Here is a 20,566-nt window from a genome sequence, read left to right as displayed (position 1 = left end):
ATCTCGTAGAGATGGCGTTGGTGTGCAGGCTTCGCCAGGAACGCCCCGATGCATGCGTCCAAAGAACCCTCAAGCAAAAGGTAAGGTTCGGGCCAGAGGGTTCTCTTTGCGCGCTCATTCCCAATTGAAGGCCATTTCCTCAGTGTCGCGGTTGCGCTGAAATCGACGGGCGCGCGCGGTAAGGATCCAACATATGCATCCGACTTGCGCGTCCGTTGAAGCGACGGTGCGGTTGTTTGCGCCGCTCTAATCATGCGGGCAGTCGAAGCGGGACGGGCCGAAATCCATGCCCGAAGAGACGTGGAACGTCTTGGTCTCTCTTTCGCCGGCGATTTCGGTCGTCGAACCATCGCGCAGGGGCTTCGGAGGTTCGATCGAACTTGGCGGCATCATCTCTTTCCAGGCCGAAAACCTGGTCGTAACATCATTGGGCAGATTGCGGATGCCACGCTGGGACACGGTCCTCTCCTGCGATACTTTAGCTGCGCTGCACTATCTTCCAGGTCGGAACCCGCTCAAATGTCATAGCCGCGCTTGCCCGGAGACGTGGTTGCCGGCCCCAAGCAAATTAAATATATTTAAATCAGCGTGATTTAAAAGAAAATAATTGGGTATGCGGCAGGCCGTCGGTGCAGGCCTGCAATCCGAAGGTGTGCCGTAGGCAAGCGGTCGGCATGTGACGATGCTTACCGCATGGTGACGGTTGAGCGCGTCAATGTTTGACATACCGTACCGCTCGACATGCTGCAGGCTGCGGGCAGTCTCGTACGGCGGGGCGATCATGTTTCCGTTCTCGTAGTGGTGAATGCGAGGGCGCAACCGGACAGTTTGAGCGCCGCCTGGCTCCGCCTGTGCACCGGGAGTCGATCATAAGATCGAAGGAGATGGCCGGCTCAAGCGTCCGTGAGCGTCGGCGGGCCAGCGTCTCGCTCGGATAGAGAGATCAAAGAAGGCTGTGGAGCTTTGTTAACAGGGCCATCACATAGCAGTGTTCAGAACGATGATTACGGGAATGCTAGAGGAAAAATGAAGGCGATGCTCGCAGGAGTGTTTATTTTGAGGTGGGAATCCATTGGTGGTTGACCCGCGGTTCCGCCCTGATTAGGGTATCATATTAGTTAAAACAGCTCATACTTCTCGAATTAAGTGAGCCGAAAATTCCATGCAGGGTCATGGGCCGAGATAGTTCTGGGCCTGGTGCAGCGGTATCCTGATCTTCGAGACCCTTCGGAGGAAACCATTTGTTTGGTGCCTTCGGAAGAAATCGCTTGAATGTGCGCTTCGCTCAATTGACCTCGCAGTGCAATCGGATATGAGCGGTTCGACTGTTAAGTGGCGATGCGATCGAAACAACGTTGTTGCGGCGCTCTGCCGTGGAGCGCCGATGATGTCCAATAGCGATCAAGGAAGCGGGCTCGGATCGTGATGATCCTGGTAGCGGAAGGTTGGTTTCACGCGACACGACCGGCGAACGAGGTCAAATTGATACGCGGTTACCGCTATGAAAATCAGGTTGCACCGCATCTAACACGAACGGCTAGCTTGCGCGGATAATGACTAACATTCTACCTGGAGCAAGGGCGTTAGCGACCCTTTCGGTGTTTCGCCTCTCGTTTCTGACTGTGGGTATTTATGATAATTGTGATGCTGCTCGAGCCGAGTCTTCGGCTATGTCGGGTGGCGGATCCGGCCGCTAGCTGCCGGCCCGAGCGCGTTTAGGCGGGAAGATGAAGAAGCACTCTCACGAGGAGATATTGTTGAAGCTCGTTCGAGCAGACGAGCTTGCGCGAGCGGGCAATTCCCAAGTGGAGATTTGTAAGGCGCTCGGGGTAAGCGTGATGACGCTTCATCGTTGGCGGAAACTGCCTCTGCGCAGGACTGATGCGGTCGTTCCGTCCGATCCGGCGGGTGAAGGGAAGCTGCCGGCCAACTCGCCAACGATTGATGAAATGCGCCGTGTGCTGGAGGAACTCACGCTCGAGAACCAGCGGCTGCGGAAGATCGTCACGGATCTCCTGCTGGAGAAGATGCGGCTCGAAGAAGCTTCGGCCGAGGCCTTTCCCGTAAGCCAGGCGCGCAAGGCCTGATCAATCCTTGTTGAGCCCTCGTGACCGCAGGTAGCTGATCTTTCACTGGGACGACAATCGCAAACACCATGGCGGGGCTTCCGGCAGCCAAAGGGCTTGCCGGCACGGCCGAGCGCTGTTGCGGGGACGGGCGTTGGACGTTGCAATGATCCGAACGCTTGATTGACCGTGTACAAACTCGCTCCGAGCGGCCGGCATATATATCGCGGACGCTTTTCGTAGACATCGCGCGCGATCGTCGGCTTCGGCGGAAGTGGTGGAACTCGCGCTAGTCCTCTCCAACCGCCCATTCTACTGCGTCTGCGAGCTGTTGGATCTCCTGATCCGCCGCATCTCCGGGCATGAAGCTCGCGACCGATTGACCGCTTGTAAAGGAGCGGACGAATGCTGAGCGACTGGCGATGGGAGGCGCGACAATCTCACCGAACTCGTTCAACTCCTCGACCAGCTGTCGGCCCTCGAGGGTGCGGCGATCGAGACGGTTAGGAACCAGAATGACCTTAATCGCATCGCGCCGGCGCTCGCGCGCCGCATCGATGATGGCAAGCGTCTGTGCGGTCGCGTCGAGATCAAGTCCGGAGGGGGTGCAGGGGACCAGGATCAGGTTTGCCAGGGCGATCGACGCACCCATTTCGCGCGCGTTCGGGGCGGTGTCGATCACCACGAGACCGGCCTGGATATTTCGCACCTCCTGGGCCCAGGCGGATACGGTGGTGCCTTCCAGAGCCATTTCGTAAACGGGGAATTCCAGATTGCCCGGCTCGGCCCACTGCGAGGCGGAGCGCTGCGGATCGCTGTCGACCAGCGCGACGTCATGACCGCGGCGCGCCAGCTCGGCCGCGATACAGACCGCAATCGTGGTCTTGCCAACCCCGCCTTTTCGCTGGGTAACAGTAATGGTCCTCCGCATCGGTATGGGAGAGGTCATGCGGCGCCACACTAACGAATCTTCACATTTAAAAGCAAAATCAGGTGGTTACACTATCACTACCTAACGCATATCGACAATTGGCGTCTTCATTGCGTTTCCCGGGATGTTCGATTCATGGCCTGTCTGATCTTCACGCATACCTCATCCGCAGATTCCGTATGGCTGCAGTCGCGGATTGTGCCGAAATTACCCGAAAAAGCGCCCTTCGGGGGCGGACTCGGATCGCTCACCCGGCGATTAACAATGGCGTGACATTGAGCTCAAATCTGAGTTAATCGCGCGTGAATTTAATCCTTGACTTCGATTGTGCAGCGCGACTAACAATGGCTTAACAAACGACGCGACGCACCTTAACATTGAACATGGTCGTGTCGGGTTGAGCTAGGCCTCTTCACTCTCGTTGTAGTTGTAGCACCTTCAACTTGCAGCACATTGGCGCTGACCGGCGTGTCAGCTGATCGGTGAAAAATCTTGGAATCTTGCCAGAGGGTACCATGGCCGTTACTTACTTGACGAAGACTGAGCTGGGTCAATTTCTCCACCACAGCGGCAACAACATCGAATCGAGTGTCAGATCGGCATTGATCGACTCGCTAGAGCAGAGCGGCGTGTTCAACGATGGGGGAGAGGATGGCACCAGGGGATGGTTTCAATCCGGACCATTTGCCGGTGGGCCGGTCGCTCCCACCATTCAGGTGCTGGACGTTAAAACCTCCACGACAGTCGACACGACCCCCAATCTGAAGGCGATCATCCTCGATGACGCCGGCGGCAAAACGCTTAACGTGACCGGTGCCGACAACGACGTATTCGTTGCAATGGGGAAGGGCTCCGACACCGTGCACCTGCACGATGGTGGCGATGATACGGTCTATGGCGGTGGCGGTAACGACCTGATCACCGGCGGACACGGCAACAGCTCGCTGTTTGGCGGTGCCGGCAACGACAGCATCTATGGCGGCACCGGCAACGACACGCTGGATGGCGGTAGCGGCAACGACTACCTGTTGGCTGGCACCGGTGCCCAGTCGCTGGTTGGCGGCGATGGCAACGATCTGATCAGGGATCTCACGTCCGGGCACAGCACGCTTTCGGGCGGCAGCGGCAATGACACCTTGGTCGGCGTGCAGGGCGATGTTTTCGAGGGTGGCAGCGGCAACGATCAGATCTGGCTCTATGGTGGCGCTGCGGGTGCGAACTCGACGCTGCAGGGCGGAGACGGCAACGATACCTTCCACATCCAGTCGCACTCCGGGAACGATACGATCATTGGTGGCAAGGGCAACGATACCGTCGACTTTGCGGATCGTTCCTTCTTTGATGTCACCAAGATTGACGTTGACGCGAGCACGTCAACTTATACGCTCCACTTCAGTGACAACCAGACGGTTGCGGTCAGCGGAGTTGAAGATCTTCACTTCAACGACCAGGTCGTCACTCTGCCGAAACTCTAACTCGGCTGCTGAAGGTTATGCTGGTGAAGGCCCCGCTTCCGCGGGGCTTTTGCTTTTGTGATCAGAAGATGACTCCAGGTACGATTTACGCCTTTGTCAGGCCACATCGATCAGATGATGTCGTTTACACTTGATTACGTATTGTTCTCACCCTCGTCCGATTGCGTCAGGAACCAGTCTTGTCCGCCAGTATGAAGCGCTTGCTCAATGCGGGCTCCGGCCCCGGACCTGCCCGCCGAATTGCTCGAATGGTTGGCGAGCAAGGTTGGGAGGAAGTGCGCTTCGACATCGATCCGGAAGTCAAGCCGGACGTTCTCGGCTCAATCCTTGATCTCGGCGGTTCCTTCGAGCCGCAATTATTCGATGCTGTCTGGTCGTCGCATGTGCTCGAGCATCTCTATGCGCACGAGGTCTTTCCAACGCTGCGTCAGTTCCATCGGGTCTTGAAACCCGACGGGTTTGCCTTGATCACAAGCCCGGATATCGAATCAGTCGCTCAATTCATTGTCGAGCACGGGATCGCCGCTGTCGCCTACAATTCGCCGGCGGGTCCGATCAGACCGCTTGACATGCTCTACGGCCATTCGCGCGCCATCGAGGAGGGGCATGTCTACATGGCCCATCGTACCGGATTTACGGCCGAGCGCCTTGGCAACCTGCTGTTGATGGCGGGCTTTCCAACTGTGTCGATAACAACGGAGAACTTCGAGGTTTGCGCGCTCGCGCTGATGCCCGAGGCCGATAGCGAGGGCATCCAGAGGACTTTGTTAGAAACGGGCTTTAATTTTCAGGAAGCGTCGGCCTAGACGTTCATCACGGCACCGGTTCGGCTGGCAGTGCAACCTGCAGTCGACGGCTGCGAGCGTTCGCTATCACGGTAAATGTTAGTGTTCCTGTCGTTTTTGTTGTATATATGTTAGTGTAAGAACAGCGCGCCGCTGGTCGCGCAGCGGTGCGTGCGTAAAAGATCGTAACAGATGCTCGTAACAGATACATGGACTGAGCTTTCATGATCATCCAAGCGGTCGCGGAGAACACTGATGCGGATCCTGTGCCTCCGTCGGCGCTCGAGTGTCTGATCATCGTCGCTCGACAGCACGGGCTGCATCTCACCTCAACGCAGCTCATCAAAGACAACCTTCTGACCGATCAGGAAGTGACGCCTGATCAACTCGTCCGCTGCGCGGAAAAGGCGGGCATGCGGGCGAAGCTCGTCAAGCTCGATTGGGACGGGCTTTCCCATCTGAAAAAGGCGCTCCCCGCCATCGTCCGCCTGCGCAACGGAAGCCATATGGTGCTGTTGCGGGTCGACGGGGATGCCAACAACACGCGCATCGTGTTGAGGGATCCGAATGCTGCGGAAGACGCGCTGCTCGTGATCGACCGGCCCCGCTTCGAGGACATCTGGTCCGGGGATGTTGTTCTGGTCAAGCGCAACTACGAGATCTCCGACGAATCGCAGCCGTTCAGTTTCGGCCTCGTGGCCGCGCTGATGTTCCGCGAGCGTCGGATGGTTCGGGACGTCGCAATCTCCGCGCTGATCCTCGGATTTCTTGGTTTGGCGCCGATCATGTTCTGGCGGCTGCTATCGGACAAGGTGATCTTCTACCAGGCATACAACACCTTCTATGTGCTGTGCCTCGCAATGCTGGTGATCATCGCTTTCGAGGCGACGTTCTCGTTCTTGAGGCAGTTTCTGGTTCATCGCCTGACGACCAGGCTTGACGTGAAGCTATCCACCTACGTCTTCGAAAGGGTTCTCAATCTTCCCATCGACTATTTCGAGCAGACTGCAGTCGGCCTGGTGGCCCGCGACATCCGCGAAGTGTTCCGCATTCGCACCTTCCTGATGGGGCAATTGTTCGGCACGATTCTGGATTCGACGACACTGATCTTCTTCCTACCTGTCATGTTCTTCTTCAGTCCGGTGATGACCTTGGTGGTCCTGGCGATGTCGGGATTGATCGTCGCATGGCTTATCTTGATGTTGCCGACTTACCGCAAGGCATCGGCCGCCGTCCTTGCAGCGGAAGGTGCGCAGGGCGCCTTCCTGGTTCAGACGCTCAACGGCATCCGGACGGTGAAGTCGCTCGCGCTCGATGCGAGGCAGCGCCATATGTGGGATGTGCTGGTCGCGCGCGTCTCCAGGGCCAGGCTTGCGGAAGGGATGACCGGAAACGCGATACAAGCGGTCGTGCGTCCGCTGGAGCGGTTGGCGGTAAGCGGTTCATATGCGCTCGGCGTCTATCTCGCGCTCGTCAGCAATGATCCCGTCGTCATCGGAGCGCTGTTCGCCTTTCTGATGCTGTCGCAGCGCGTGTCAGGTCCCCTGATGCAGATGGCACAACTTATCAATCAGTACGACGAAGCGCGAAGCGCGGTCGCCACCGTCGGCAACCTGGTCAACCAGCCTGCTGAAGAAGGGCGTTCCGGACATGGCGTCCGCTCGCCGCTTGTCGGCAGAGTGGAGTTTTCCGGCGTCACCTTCAAATACAAGGGCGCGGTCTCACCGACGCTGAACCGCATCTCCTTCGAAATTCCACAGGGAACCACGCTTGGCGTGATGGGCAAGAGCGGCTCCGGTAAGACGACGCTCACGCGTTTGCTGCAGCGGCTGCATTCGGACTATGACGGATTGATCAAGATCGACGGCATCGACGTTCGCGAATACGACGTCGACCATCTGCGCCGGAACGTCGGCGTCGTGCTGCAGGAGAATTTCCTGTTCAGCGGCACGATCCGGGAAAACATCTCCGCGGCCAAGCCGGATGCGACTTTCGATGACATCGTCAAGGCCGCGAGGCTAGCGGGCGCTGAGGAATTCATCGACAAGCTCCCCCGCGGCTACGAAACCCAGATCTATGAAGGTTCGCCCAACCTGTCAGGAGGGCAGCGGCAGCGGCTTGCGATCGCGCGCGCGCTGATCGTCAATCCGCCGATCCTGATTCTTGACGAAGCGACCAGCGCGCTCGATGCCGACAGTGAGGCGATCGTGAACGCCAATATCTCGCGGATCGCGCATGGCCGGACGCTGATCATCATCTCGCACCGGCTGTCGTCGCTGACATCGGCCGACGCCATCCTGGTGCTCAATCGCGGCGTGGTCGACGACATCGGCCGCCACGAGGAGCTGTTGGAGCGCAACGACATCTACAGTTCGCTTTGGTACCAGCAGAATACGCATTTGGTGCCCGCGAACCGGAACGATAGACCGAACTTCCGGAGCCCGACCCTTGTCTCCTAATCAAGCGTCGCTTGCCACCGTTCGCCAATTCCAATCGGAGACCGACGCGATCCGGGAGGAGGCGGAGCCGCTCGTTGCCCGAGCCACGCTGTTTGTACTTTCCGCGTTCATGGTTGCGATCGTCGCGATTCTGTGCCTGACACGGATCGATCGCGTCATCACCAGCATTAGCGGCAAGATTGTGCCGGCCGGGCAGGTCAGCGTTTTGCAGGCGCTCGATCCCTCGATCATCAAGACGATCGACGTGCGGGAAGGCGAGCAGGTGCAGCCGGGACAATTGCTCGCGACGCTCGATGCGACCTTTACGTCAGCGGATTTGACGCAGGCGAAATTGCAGATCGCGAGCCTCGAGACGCAAGTGGCGCGCGACGAGGCCGAGCTGAAGCAGCAGCCGCTGGTGTTCCCCGACAAGTCGGACCCCGACTACCAGAAGTACGCGGCGCTGCAGAAGGCGCTCTATGATCAGCGGATGGCGCAATACACCGCCCAGCTCAACAGTTTTGAATCGAAGATCAAGCAGACGCAGGCGACGATCGAAAAGCTTCGCGGCGACGATGCCAGGTATCGGCAGCGCGACGAGGTTCTGCAGAAGATCGAAACGATGCGCACGACGCTAGCCGAGCACGGCACCGGCTCGCAGCTCAACATGTACATCTCCCAGGACACCCGGCTGGAATTGCTGCGGACGTTGGAGAATACCCATAACAGCTTGATCGAGGCGCAAAATACGCTGGGATCGCTGATCGCCGATCGTGACGCCTTCAAGCAGCAGTGGTTCGCGCAATTGAGCCAGGATCTGGTCACGACGCGCAACAAGCTCGACGACGCGAGATCGGCTTATGACAAGGCGGAGAAGCACCAGGATCTCGTCCGCTGGACCGCCGCCGAACCCTCCGTGGTGCTGACCATGGCAAGGCTTTCGGTCGGCTCGGTCCTCAAGCCAGGCGATCCCTTCATCACACTCATGCCGGTCGATACCAAGCTCGAAGCGGAAATCAGGATATCGTCGCGGGATATCGGATTCATCCGGGCTGGCGATCCCTGCACCATGAAGATCGACGCCTTCAATGCCGCGGAGCATGGCACGGCTGAAGGCAAAGTGCGCTGGATCAGCGAAGGCGCGTTTACGACCGATGAGGATGGAAAGCCGCTCGAATATGCTTACTACAAGGCGCGTTGTTCGGTGGACTCGTCCAATTTCAAGGACGTGCCGCATAATTTCCGCCTGATCCCCGGAATGACCCTTGCGGGCGATATCAATGTCGGCACCCGATCGGTCGGAATGTATCTGCTCGGCGGGATGCTCAAGGGCATTCGAGAGGCCATGCGCGAGCCATGACACTGTCGGCGCGATCGCTCTTTCAGTGGATTCGACCGGCTTCCGCGTTCTCCCAGGAAGGGCCGTTTGAGCGCGGAAAGGCTGCACACGAGAGCGGTCAATATTTGGAGGCGCTCAAGCTCTGGAAGCTCGCGGCGCAAGCCGGTGAAGCCGAGGCGAGCTATCGGATCGGAATGCTTTATGCGAGGGGCGAGGGGGTCGTGAGAAGCGTCCCGGATGCTGCGATCTGGTACGAGCGTGCGGCACAACTCGGCAACATCGACGCGCAATTTCAGCTCGGCCTGATCTTTCTTTACGGGGCCAATCCGGTGCTCGGTCCTTATCGGCATGAGAGATGGTACCAGTCGTCCGCCGCTCGGTTGGGCGACGAAGCGGCAAACGTGCAAGATCTGATATTCCCGCACGGAACAAGCGTAGCGAAGGATGTCGACACCGCTTTTCGCTGGATATCGGCTGCGGCGGAAGGCGGGAAAGCCGAGGCGCAGACGGTCCTTGGCAACATGTACAGCGAAGGGCTGGGTTGCACGAAAGACTTCCAGACGGCGCTCGGATGGTTCCAAGCCGCAGCGGAGCAGAAGTGTGCGCCGGCCGAATTCGCGCTTGGCGATGTCTACTATCAGGGCCGGGGCGTCCCGGTCGATTTCGAGCAGGCCGCGATCTGGTATCGCAGGGCCGCCGATCAGGATCATGTGAGGGCGCAGGTTGCGCTTGCCTTCATGAACCTGAAGGGAGCGGGGATGCCCGAGGCTCCCGCCGAAGCGGCGCGCCTGTTCCAGAGCGCGGCAAAGCATGACGATGCGATCGCGCTCTACAACATCGGTCTGTTGCGCTTGAACGGCAAGGGCGTCGCCAAAGATCTCGATCTGGCCGAAACCGCGTTACGCAAGGCGGCGCGCAAGGACTACCTTCCGGCGATCCAGGCGTTGGCGGAGTTCTATTCACACGGCGCAGGGGCCGAGCCGGATCTGCGGGAAGCGGCCACTTGGTACGAGAAGGCCGCCGAGCGAGGCGACGTGCAGGCGCAGTTCTTCATCGGGCGCTTCTATGCGACCGGAACCGGCGTCTCCCCGAACATTCGTCAAGCCGCAAAGTGGTTCGAGCGTGCGGCCGAGAACGGCCACGCCACCGCCGCGTTCAACGTCGCGATCTTCTATCTCAACGGCTCCGGCGTCGAACGTAATGTGGAAACCGCGATCAAGTGGTTTGAGCGCGCTTCGGAGGGCGGCATCAGCGCCGCGCAGGTGCAGCTCGGCAGGCTCTACTCCGCAGGCAACGGCGTTCCGCGCGATCAAAAGCTCGCGGGAGAATGGCTCAGCAAGGCCGCTGTTGGCGGGGATCCTGACGCCAAGACCGCCTATGCGCTGTTCCTCTTGCATCACGATGGCTCGGCGGACCGACTTGCGCAGGTGCAGTCGTTGTTGACCGAAGCTGCTGAAGCCGGCTACGCGCCCGCGGCCTTCCAGCTCGGCGCGATGCAAATGGGCAAGTTCGGCGGGGTTGCGGATGTTCGAGGCGCTATCCCGTGGTTTACGCGCGCGGCCAAAGCAGGCCATGTCGAAGCCCAATACACCCTTGCGCTACTATTTGCCGATCCAAACAGCGGCGTGAATGATGCACGAGCATCAGCGACCTGGATGACCGCGGCCGCGCGCGCAGGCAATGCGGCCGCGCAGTTCCAGCTTGCCGTCATGTATTGCACCGGCAATGGCGTTGCCCAGGATGTTGCTCAGGGTGTGACCTGGTACGAATCCGCCGCGCAGCAGGGACACACGGTTGCGCAGTATAACCTCGCTGTGATGCTCGGAAGAGGGCAGGGCCGCGAAGCGGATCCGAAGAAGGCGGCCGAATGGTTTCAGAAAGCCGCGGAGCAGGGAATGGCGGAAGCGCAGCTAGCGGTGGGAGACGCGCTGATGTCGGGCGCCGGCGTTGCACAGGATAGGGACATGGCGGTGCATTGGTATCAACAGGCGGCGCGACAGAATAATGAAGGCGCAGTGCGCCGCCTGAGGGCGATCGGCCTGACGTTGGTGGACACTGAGCGATGAAGAAGGATGTTGTTCGTTCTGGAGCGGAAAGATGCAAAAGGAGGCAAGCAACAACAACAATTCGGGCACAACTGAAGCTTGCTTTCATATCGAAGACAGAAAGAGTGCGCTAATCTCGCGCTTGCGACGTAAAGTGCTCAACGCTGAAGTGAATGTGTGACGATGGCTGATTTTCTTTCGAAACTCGCGCGCGACGCCGGCCAAAAGGAGCCTCGGATGAGGCGCGGTGCGATCGCAAGGGCTCAACCCAAGGGAGAGACAAGCGTCGCAAAGATCAACGGCGCGGCTGCCAAGGAGCCCGTGAGCAAGCAACCAGAGCTTCCGCCTTCGCCCGATCCGGCTGCACCAGCCGTCGATCTCACGGGTGCTGCGCGAACGCTCAAGGGGCTTGGGCTGTTCGATGAAAATTTTTATGCGACGAGCTACCCCGACGTGATCGCCGTCGGCGCCGATCCGTTCGAGCACTTCTTCCTCTATGGCTACAAGGAAGGCCGCAAGCCCAATCCGATCTTCGATCCGATCTGGTACGTCACGACCTATCCCGATGTGAAGGACGTGGATGTGCAGCCGCTACTGCACTATGCATCGATCGGCGAGCCCGAAGGGAGGCGGCCGAGCCCGTATTTCCAGCCTGCCTGGTATCGCGAGAAGTACGGCATACCGGAGAAGGAGAGTCCGCTCGCGCACTATCTGAAAAACCGGATCGGTCCGTTCAGCCCGATTCCGGAATTCGATGCGCACTACTATCTGCAGACCTATCAGGACGTCGCGACCGCCGGCGTCGATCCGTTCGAACACTTCATCTTCCACGGTTACAAGGAAGGACGAAACCCGTCGGCGGAGTTCGATACAAAATTTTACATCCAGCGCTACTTCAAGGGGAAGACCGACCAGAATCCGCTGCTGCACTATCTGGAGCATCGGCACGAGGACGGCATCTATCCGTCGCCGCCGGAAAACGAAGCCACCATCCCGGCCGAGATCAAGCGCTTCACCAAGCCGAGCGCGCAGTTCGAGGAACTGCGTCCCTTGCCAGCAAGTGCCAAGCCGCGTGCAAAGGTCCTGGCCTATTACCTGACCCAGTTTCACGCCTTCCCTGAGAACGACAAATGGTGGGGCACCGGCTTCACCGAATGGACCAACATCGCGCGCGGCGTGCCGCGGTTCAAGGATCACTATCAGCCGCGGATCCCGCGCGATCTCGGCTTCTACTCGCTCGGCGACATCGAAACCATGCGCAAGCAGGCGAGGCTCGCCCAGGCGGCGGGTGTCTACGGCTTTGTGTACTACTACTACTGGTTCAACGGCAAGCGTCTGCTGGAGAGGCCGCTCGAGCAGTTCTTGAAGGCGCGCGACATCAACATGCCGTTCTGCCTGATGTGGGCGAACGAGAACTGGACGCGGCGCTGGGACGGTATGGAAGGCGAGGTCCTGATCTCGCAGGACTATCTCGCCGACGACGACGAGCGCTTGTTGTCGGACTTCAACCGGCACTTCAAGGACAAGCGTTACATCCGCATCCAGGGCCGGCCGCTCCTGATGATCTATCGTCCGCGCCTCATTCCGGACACCGCCAAGGTGATTGCGCGCTGGCGCTCCATTTTCGCGAAGAAGTTCAACGAAGATCCGATCATCATCATGAGTCAGAGCTTTGATGATTACGATCCTACTCCGAACGGCATGGATGGCGCGATCGAGTTTCCGCCGCATAAGCTCACCAAATATGTCCCGCTGGTCAATTCCGAAGCCAAGATCCTGGACGATACCTACTCAGGCCAGATCTACAGCTACGACGACGTCGCCAAATATTCCATCGAGGAGCCGCGCCCGAATTTTCCGCTGATCAAGACGGTCGTACCGAGCTGGGACAATGACGCGCGCCGCCAGGGCACGGGTCTGGTGGTCCAGGGCTCGACGCCGCAGAAATACGAGGCGTGGCTGGCGACTCTGGTCGAGCAGGCGCAAAAGCACACGTTTTTCGGAGATGCGTTCGTCTGCGTCAATGCCTGGAACGAGTGGTGCGAAGGTGCCTATCTCGAGCCGGACCTGCATTTCGGATCGGCGTACCTGAACGCCACCGCGCGTGCTGCCACCGGCCTGACGCGCGACCTTTCGCTGCCAAAGATTCTGCTGATCGGGCACGATGCGTTCCCGAGCGGCGCGCAGCATTTGTTGCTCAATATCGGCAGGACGTTGCGGAGCGCCTTCAACATTGAGGTCGAGTATCTATTGCTGCAGGGCGGCGCGATGGAGGCCGAATACGCGTCGGTTGCTCCACTCACCGTTCTCAAGCAGGCCTCTGAAATCCCGGCGACCTTGCGGCACTTCCGGGAGAAGGGGTTCACGGCCGCGATCGCCAACACTTCGGCGAGCGGGCGCGCCACCAAGTTCCTCGCCGAGATGGGTTTTCGCACCATTTCGCTGGTGCACGAACTGCCGCGGATCCTTCGCGAGAAGAATCTCGAGGACGTTGCACGGATGGCGATCGGCAACGCACAGCACGTCGTGTTCGCCTCCGAATTCGTCCGCGACAGGCTGGTGGAAGCGCTCAAGCTCGACGCCGGTGACGGGCGATTCATGATCCGCGCGCAAGGCAGCTACAAGCAGATCGAGCCGGCGCCGGCGGAAGCCGTCTTGGTTCGCAAGGAGCTTGGCATCGCCCCCACCGACAAGATGGTGCTTGGGGTCGGCTATGCCGACCTGCGCAAAGGGTTCGATTTGTTCCTGCAGGTTTGGAACTTGGTTCGGCAACAGCATCCGAACGTCCATTTCTGCTGGGCTGGCGGCATCGATCCCGGCCTGCAGGAATGGTTGGGGCCTGAAATCAAGCGCGCCGAGGCCACCGGCCGTTTCCATCTCGCCGGCTTTCGTTCCGACATGCAGGCGCTCTATTCCGCTTCTGATATCTACGCCCTGACCTCGCGCGAGGATCCATTCCCGACGGTGGCGCTGGAGGCGCTCAGCGTTGGCGTGCCCGTGGTTGCCTTTCAGGACTCCGGCGGCATCCCCGGCTTCCTTCTCAAGGAGAATGTCGGCCGCGTCGTGCCGTATTGCGACGTGCCGGCGATGGCGCAAGCCGTAGAGAACTTCCTGCGTCGGCCGCCATCTGAGCCCGAGCGCAACCGCATGACCGAGATCATCCAGACCAAATTCGCGTTCGCAGACTATGTCCGCGATCTGCTCCGGCTTGCGGTTCCTTCGCTGCCGACCATCTCGGTCGCGGTTCCCAACTACAATTACGCGCATTGTCTCCCGGAGCGGCTCTACACTATCTTCGACCAGAACCATCCGGTCGAGGAGATCATCGTGCTGGACGACTGCTCCTCCGACGACAGCATCTCCGTCATCATGAAACTCGCCGACGAGCGCCAGCGCGATCTCACACTCGTCATCAACGAGCAGAATTCCGGTTCCGTGTTCGCGCAATGGGCCAAAGCGGCGGAGATGGCGAGGGGCGAGTTCCTCTGGATCGCTGAAGCCGACGATCTCTCCGAGCCCACCTTCCTCTCAAGCCTGCTCGCATTGATGAATGGTGATCCCGACATCGCGTTCGGTTTCAGCGACTCGAAATCCATCGATGCCGACGGCTCCCATCTCTATGCGAGCTACAAACCGTATTACGCCACCATTGAGCCCGGCGCATTGTCGCGGACCGAGGTGTTCGACGGCCGCGATTTCGTGACCCGCTACCTCGGTGTCAAGAACACCATCCTGAACGTCAGTTCGGTACTGTGGCGCCGCGAGGCGTTGTTGCGCGCGCTCGAAGCCTGCCGCGGTGACCTTCGCGACCTTCGCATGGCCGGCGACTGGCGCATCTATCTGGAGGCGCTCGGCACGCGAGGCGCCAAGGTCGCTTACGTCGCCGATCCTCTCAACATCCACCGTCGCCACGCCGCAAGCGTCACGCATTCGCTGAAGGCGCAGAAACATATCGCGGAGATCGATAGCATGCACCGTATCGCCCGCGAGCGATTTGGTTTCGCGGACCGCGAAACCAAATCGCAGGCCGCCTATCTGGAAGAGGTGACTACGCAACTGCTCGGCGCGCCGCTGGAAGCGGAGAAGCCGAAGCGGGCCACGGAAAAGCTGCCCGCCAAGGTAAGTGCCAAGGCGTAAGGATCTGGGAATAACGAGTAGAGGTTGGGGTTATCAATGTTCGTTCCGTCTGCCGTTTCGATGCTCAACTCGCTGAAGATCGATTATGCGACCTTCGAAAACGGGGGACGGGTTGAAATACCTGCCAGACTTTTCAAGCTGTTGCTTCAGATTGCGTTGGCGTCAGCTGACTTCGACGAGGATGGCTATTTGAGAGAGAACCCGGATGTAGCGAAGGCGCTCGGCAGTGGTGAGATTGAGAGCGCTCACATGCATTTTATTGGATTTGGCTATTTTGAGGGGCGGCAGGGCGGCGGTCCCGAAGTTGACGAGGAGTGGTATACGCAGAAATATCCAGACGTTGCCGCTGCCATTCGCGAAGGAAAGATCAAGTCAGCCAAGCAGCATTTTCATTTGATTGGCGGTGCGGAAGGACGAAGTCCGAACCTCGATCAGGAGGAGAATGCAGCACAGTGGAAGAAAGCGCTGCGATCCTGACAAGGCGTCGCAAACGCTTTTCCGAAGTGTGGCAGCCCTGGATTGTCACACATCTGTAATGTCGCCGGGTTGTCAATTTGCATGAAATCACTCCGACTCAATGCCCGATATAACTCGGCCTCCTTGCAGGCTCTCGCTGTGTGCGTTCTTTCGGTGGTGTTGATGAGTTGGCCCGCGTTGGCCGGAGACGACGTCCTGATCGGCGCTCTTCGCTGGGATAACTGGACCTCGAAGAGTCCCGAGGTGAAGGTCCTAGCGCAACCGGAGTGGAAGGATCGCGTTCCCTTTTTTGCGCGCTATGACGAGCAGGGGCACCTGACCATCTCGGGTGACATGGACAATGTTCTGACGGCTGAGGTGGCTTATGCCTACTCAGCGGGGATCGACTATTTTGTCTTTGGCTTTTATCCAGAGACAGGGTCGTGGGGGCGAAACGTAACTGATTCGTTGTCGCTCAATCGCGCACTCGCAACTTACCTTCGCCTGAAGGATCGGAAGGGCATACGTTTCGCCGTCTCGCTCAATCAAAGCTTTCCGGAACAGGACGTTGCCGACATATCCGAGAGCATCGCGGCGTTCGTCGCCGACAAAGGCTACGTTCGTACTGCAAATGGCAGTGCTCCCTTGTTCGTCTTTACGCAGAATCCGAAGGGATGGGGGGCGGTCTATGGGAGCGATGAAGCCGCGAGACGGGTCGTTCAGCAGATAAAAAAGCGTGTATACGAGAAGTCGGGAGTAAATCTGCTCTTCATTCTCGAATACCCGGATCCCGCGGTTGCAGCCGAGCAGGCGCGCAATACCGGCATGGATATGGCTAGTGCCTATTCGACTTTCTCGCCACCTCGGCCGGGGGAACATGTGTTTTCGGATTGCGTTGCCAACAACTCGAACTATTGGGGGCGTGCGACCAATGCGGGATTTCCGTTCGTGCCCAATGTTACGCTTGGATGGGACCCGCGGCCGCGCGACTCGGTTAGAGTTCGTGAGGGCAAGGAGCCGCAGGTCAAATCCTGGTGCGATCCACCCCGAGACAACAATCTGAAACAACTGCTTCAGTCGGCTTTCCATGCTGTCGCAAGTCAATCCGGCCCTCTGCCATTCCGGAGTGTTCTCGTCTATGCTTGGAATGAATTCACCGAGGGCGGGTGGCTTGCTCCAACCTGGAATGGCGGAACGGCGAAGCTCGACGAGTTCCGCAAGGCGACGGGCCGGAACCGGACGATCGATCGCGTAACGATCACTTGGCCCGACGCAGCCAAGAGCGATCGATGTCCTGTGAGAACCGGGGAGCGAGATCGAAAGGAAGTCCTGCAACAATGCTCTCGCAACGTCGAGGTGAGTGAGGTGCCGCGATGGCCATGTCCACCAGGGATGCGTTCGTCGGAAGACCGCGTTCGGGCGCCGACCGGTCTTGAGGCGCTTTACTGGTCCGGACTTTGGATCGAGCGGACGTGTATCGGCGGTTAATGTGCACCGTGACGATCAGTGACAGTCTGAAATTGCACCTTCGTTCATTACGTCACGAGTTGGTTGACGGTCCTCTTGGGAGTTATAGGTGAGCTCGCCTCTCAGAAAATGGCACGAACAGATACAATCCAATGCGGCTTCGATCGCGGAGCGCAAGTCGGATTTCAAGATCCTTTTAAAGACAAAAAATGACCGTTGGCTTTTGAAGGAATGGATCGAGCACCATGCACCTATATGCGGCATGGATTCGCTGATCATTTTCGATAACGATTCCAGCGATGGGCACGTGCTTGAAATCTACGAAAGCAGTCATCCTGACCTGCTCATCTACAACTTCTCGGGTCACCACAACAATCTGCACTTTGTTGACAAGAATCCGGAGTTGTATCGGGCTCTGGCGGAGTCCTGTCGCTTCTTCATCTTTCTCGATACCGATGAGTTCCTGCACTGGATAGATGGCAGTGGCCACTACGATACCAATATAGCCGATCGTCTCTCCAGGCAGCTCGGAGAGGCGGAAGGAGATTTCCTTTGTGGCACCTGGCTCCCGAACGTCGCCTGGGATGCAACCAGATATTGGATCGGCGAGGACAACAAGATCTTGCTTGACGGCGTGAAGTGGGGGAAGCCGCTGCTCAAGGCATCATCGCTGAGAAACGCATTCATCAACCATAACATTCAGGCGCGCGAATGCGGTCTCTTGCCGGCGCGGTGCGGCTCGCTCGTGGTGCAACATCGCAACCGCGTTCACCGTGAGCAGAGATTGATGTCGAATATCAACAAGCTCCGGCAGCGCCGCGTGATCGTCGAGCTCGATGAAAGTGTCGAGCGCATACACGACCGAATTTCGCAAGCAACGGATCCGAACATCGTTCTCTATTTGAGGGAAATACTCGAATTGAGAAATGCGGACGGGGCTGGCAAGAGCTACGTGCGCGGGTTTGTCAAGTTCGGTCCGGATGGCCGGCTGGAATTTCCCGGCAGCAGCGAAAAGGAGATGCTTCTCTCGTTTGTTAACTCACCGGCGGACATCATCGCGCTTGGCCTGGCACAGCACTCATCCTCCTGATCGCTGGTTGGTTGGGAAACTTCTGTATGTTATATATGTTATATGTCTGACCGGACGGGAGGAACTTAACGTCGCAGTAGCGCCACGGACTGGTTGAATTCGACGTCCGGCGTCCATGAGCTGCTCGGCACCGTGTCATTCAGTGAACCAGTAGAGAAAAACAATGTCCGATAGATCGAGCCTGGACGTTTCCGCTGAGAAAATAGGTCACGCCTGGAAGGAGAGTGCCTACTACGACGATGCAGAGCGCTGGACCAAGACGATTTTTTGGAATCCTGAGACGATTTTTTCGAAGCTGTTTTCTCGTCTCGATCTTACTACGGTGATTGAACTGGCTTGCGGTCGCGGTCGGCATGCGGAGCAAATCGCGTCTCAATGCGGTTCGCTGCTCGTTGTCGACATACATGAAGAGAATATCGAGTTTTGCAAGAGCCGATTGGCGCATCATCGGAATGTCTCTTACCTCAAGAACAATGGCTACGAGTTTAGCGGCGTTCCGAATAATTCGATGACTGCGATCTATTGCTATGACGCAATGGTGCATTTTAGCCCTGATCTCGTTGAGAACTATCTCAAGGAAACGGCACGTGTTCTTGCGCCAGGGGGGATGGCTCTCTATCACCACTCCAACTACGACGCACCGAACACCACCAGCTATGGGGCAAATCCCCACGCGCGTAACCATATGACGTTTGATCTGTTTTCGGAGTATGCGCGCAACGCCGGCCTTTTGATCGAGGAGAGCCACCCCATCAAATGGGCGCGGCTCGACGATTTGGACCGGGTGACCCTGCTAAGGCTTAGAGCGCTTTCGAGCGAAGTTGATACCGGGTCGCGCGAGGCGTCTGAACAGAAGTCCAGAGCTTCGGCTCTGATTCAATCAGAACCGAACATGCTGTAAGCCGAGCCGGTCACTGCGGGTCGAGGCGATGCCTCTGGAGTAGCTGCTGGGCTCGTTCGCTGTCGAGTTGAAGCGGCCTTTGAAAGACCGACATGTTGTTCGCTCGGGCGACTTCCCGGGCGATCTGCCTGACTATATGGTATTGGGGTCGACTGGCAAAATCGTGTATCGCGATGAACGTCCCCGGCGGCGAGTGAAGAAGGCATTGCGTAAAGCAAGCGACCCGGAACCGGCCATCGATGAAGTAGAGGTCAGCGTTGCGACTTTCGGGCCTTTGCCAGATGCTCTCGTGATACTGGGGCCATGAGCTCTCTCGTTCCCGGTCTGCCGGAAATCCCCACTCTCGAAGCTTGCCGATGTCGATGTAAACCAAATCAGGTTTTGTAGGGCAATCCTTCGTTGCATTGGCGACGTTGGCAAGCCACTCCTGAGATGAGTCAATCGAAATGATCCACTCTTTTCTCATCTGGGAAGCCAGCCACGTGCTGCCACCTGATCCAAACTCCAGATACCGGTCGGACAGATTCAGAAAGCTCTTGAACAGGCTCTGTTCGTGACTATCCATCGCAAGTTGCATTGTATGTCCCGTTGCTCCATGCGAGCCCGATCAATAGGATCGCTGGAATGGAGTTCTACGATTCAGTGTGCTGTTGCCGACAGGCTCAACCCGACCCGCTTGGCTTGATATCCCCGCTCCAAAATCCCGCGCCACCACGGTTGCTGGTCGATGTACCAGTGCACGGTCTTGGCGATGCCGCTCTCGAAATTCTCTTCTGCGCGCCAGCCGAGATCGCGTTCCAGCTTTGAGGCATCGATGGCGTAGCGGCGGTCGTGGCCGGGACGGTCGGCGACGAAGGTGATCAGGTCGCGGCGGGCGCCTTGTGCGCGCGGTGCGATTTCGTCGAGGAGATCGCAGATGGTTTCGACCACATGCAGGTTGGTGCGCTCGTTGCGGCCGCCGACATTGTAGGTCTCGCCGACCGCGCCGCGCTCGAGCACCAGCGTCAGTGCCTTCGCATGGTCCTCGACATAGAGCCAGTCGCGGATGTTCTTTCCGTCGCCATAGACGGGCAGCGGCTCGCCGGCCAGGCCCTTGATGATCATGTGCGGAATCAGCTTTTCCGGGAAGTGATAGGGGCCNTAATTGTTCGAGCAGTTGGTGACCAGCGTCGGCAAATCGTAGGTCTCGCGCCAGGCGCGCACCAGATGGTCGGAGGAGGCTTTGCTCGCGGAGTAGGGCGAGTTTGGCGAATANGCCGTGGTTTCCGTGAAGAAGCCNTCGTCGCCGAGCGAGCCGAACACCTCGTCGGTCGAGATGTGGAGGAAGCGGAATTGCTCACGCTTCTCGGGCGAGAGCGTGCGCCAATGGCGCAGCGCTTCCTGCAGGATGGTGAAGGTGCCGACGATGTTGGTCTGGATGAATTCGCCGGGGCCAT

At 58.5% G+C, this 20,566-nt stretch carries 15 protein-coding genes and 1 pseudogene; 12 read left to right on the top strand and 4 right to left on the bottom strand.

Features of this window, described 5'->3' with window-relative positions:
* Positions 1-246: 246 nt before the first annotated feature.
* Positions 247-459 (bottom strand): hypothetical protein, encoded by a 213-nt coding sequence (locus tag YY7_RS60800; protein WP_155255390.1) that lies wholly within the window; start codon positions 457-459, stop codon positions 247-249.
* Between the two features lie 1,268 nt (positions 460-1,727).
* On the opposite strand from YY7_RS60800, the pseudogene YY7_RS64815 reads away from it, so the two are divergent.
* Both YY7_RS64815 and YY7_RS0131495 read left to right on the top strand, forming a co-directional pair.
* Positions 1,728-1,826, top strand: a pseudogene (locus YY7_RS64815) (helix-turn-helix domain-containing protein); the annotation flags it as partial.
* A 12-nt stretch (positions 1,827-1,838) separates the two neighbouring features.
* Complete coding sequence (locus tag YY7_RS0131495) at positions 1,839-2,087, top strand: hypothetical protein (RefSeq protein WP_245287475.1); 249 nt, start codon at positions 1,839-1,841, stop codon at positions 2,085-2,087.
* A 268-nt stretch (positions 2,088-2,355) separates the two neighbouring features.
* On the opposite strand, the gene YY7_RS0131490 is transcribed toward YY7_RS0131495, so the two are convergent.
* Positions 2,356-2,997, bottom strand: coding sequence for an AAA family ATPase (locus tag YY7_RS0131490; protein WP_028166707.1), 642 nt, complete (start codon positions 2,995-2,997; stop codon positions 2,356-2,358).
* A gap of 515 nt (positions 2,998-3,512) precedes the next feature.
* Here YY7_RS0131490 and YY7_RS0131485 point away from each other — a divergent pair.
* The 10 genes from YY7_RS0131485 to YY7_RS0131440 all read left to right on the top strand — a co-directional run bounded on the left by YY7_RS0131485 (position 3,513) and on the right by YY7_RS0131440 (position 19,130).
* Positions 3,513-4,472, top strand: coding sequence for a calcium-binding protein (locus tag YY7_RS0131485; protein WP_028166706.1), 960 nt, complete (start codon positions 3,513-3,515; stop codon positions 4,470-4,472).
* Between the two features lie 191 nt (positions 4,473-4,663).
* Entirely contained in the window at positions 4,664-5,278 is a 615-nt protein-coding gene (locus tag YY7_RS0131480; RefSeq protein WP_080663923.1) for a class I SAM-dependent methyltransferase, read from the top strand.
* 203 nt (positions 5,279-5,481) lie between these two features.
* Positions 5,482-7,716 carry a peptidase domain-containing ABC transporter gene (locus YY7_RS0131475; protein ID WP_028166704.1) on the top strand — a complete coding sequence of 745 codons (2,235 nt, stop codon included), beginning with the start codon at positions 5,482-5,484 and terminating at the stop codon, positions 7,714-7,716.
* The gene (locus YY7_RS0131470; RefSeq protein ID WP_028166703.1) at positions 7,706-9,055 is read left to right on the top strand and encodes an HlyD family type I secretion periplasmic adaptor subunit; all 1,350 of its coding nucleotides are present in this window, start codon (positions 7,706-7,708) and stop codon (positions 9,053-9,055) included. Before YY7_RS0131475 ends, YY7_RS0131470 begins: the two co-directional genes overlap by 11 nt.
* Positions 9,052-11,100 carry a tetratricopeptide repeat protein gene (locus YY7_RS0131465; RefSeq protein ID WP_028166702.1) on the top strand — a complete coding sequence of 683 codons (2,049 nt, stop codon included), beginning with the start codon at positions 9,052-9,054 and terminating at the stop codon, positions 11,098-11,100. The genes YY7_RS0131470 and YY7_RS0131465 overlap by 4 nt, the downstream gene beginning before the upstream one ends.
* 216 nt (positions 11,101-11,316) lie before the next feature.
* Entirely contained in the window at positions 11,317-15,216 is a 3,900-nt protein-coding gene (locus YY7_RS0131460; RefSeq protein WP_080663931.1) for a glycoside hydrolase family 99-like domain-containing protein, read from the top strand.
* Positions 15,217-15,252: 36 nt separating this feature from the next.
* Positions 15,253-15,693: a hypothetical protein gene (locus tag YY7_RS0131455; protein ID WP_028166700.1), complete on the top strand. Its 441-nt coding sequence runs from the start codon at positions 15,253-15,255 to the stop codon at positions 15,691-15,693.
* A 162-nt stretch (positions 15,694-15,855) separates the two neighbouring features.
* A complete protein-coding gene (locus tag YY7_RS0131450) occupies positions 15,856-17,160 on the top strand; it encodes a hypothetical protein (RefSeq protein ID WP_155255389.1) in 1,305 nt (434 codons plus the stop codon).
* A gap of 88 nt (positions 17,161-17,248) precedes the next feature.
* Complete coding sequence (locus YY7_RS0131445) at positions 17,249-18,229, top strand: glycosyltransferase family 2 protein (protein WP_080663922.1); 981 nt, start codon at positions 17,249-17,251, stop codon at positions 18,227-18,229.
* Positions 18,230-18,392: 163 nt separating this feature from the next.
* A complete protein-coding gene (locus YY7_RS0131440; protein ID WP_028166697.1) occupies positions 18,393-19,130 on the top strand; it encodes a class I SAM-dependent methyltransferase in 738 nt (245 codons plus the stop codon).
* 10 nt (positions 19,131-19,140) lie between these two features.
* Here the strand turns inward: YY7_RS0131440 and YY7_RS53345 are convergent, their stop codons facing one another.
* Positions 19,141-19,707: a hypothetical protein gene (locus YY7_RS53345; protein WP_245287474.1), complete on the bottom strand. Its 567-nt coding sequence runs from the start codon at positions 19,705-19,707 to the stop codon at positions 19,141-19,143.
* Positions 19,708-19,769: 62 nt separating this feature from the next.
* On the bottom strand, positions 19,770-20,566 hold a 797-nt coding region (locus YY7_RS0131430), incomplete at its 5' end, for a dTDP-glucose 4,6-dehydratase (RefSeq protein WP_028166696.1).

The sequence above is a fragment of the Bradyrhizobium elkanii WSM2783 genome, assembly GCF_000472865.1.
GTDB classification, from domain to species: Bacteria; Pseudomonadota; Alphaproteobacteria; order Rhizobiales; family Xanthobacteraceae; genus Bradyrhizobium; species Bradyrhizobium elkanii_A.
Note: the sequence above shows the minus strand (reverse complement) of the source record. Positions and strands in the feature narration are given on the sequence as shown.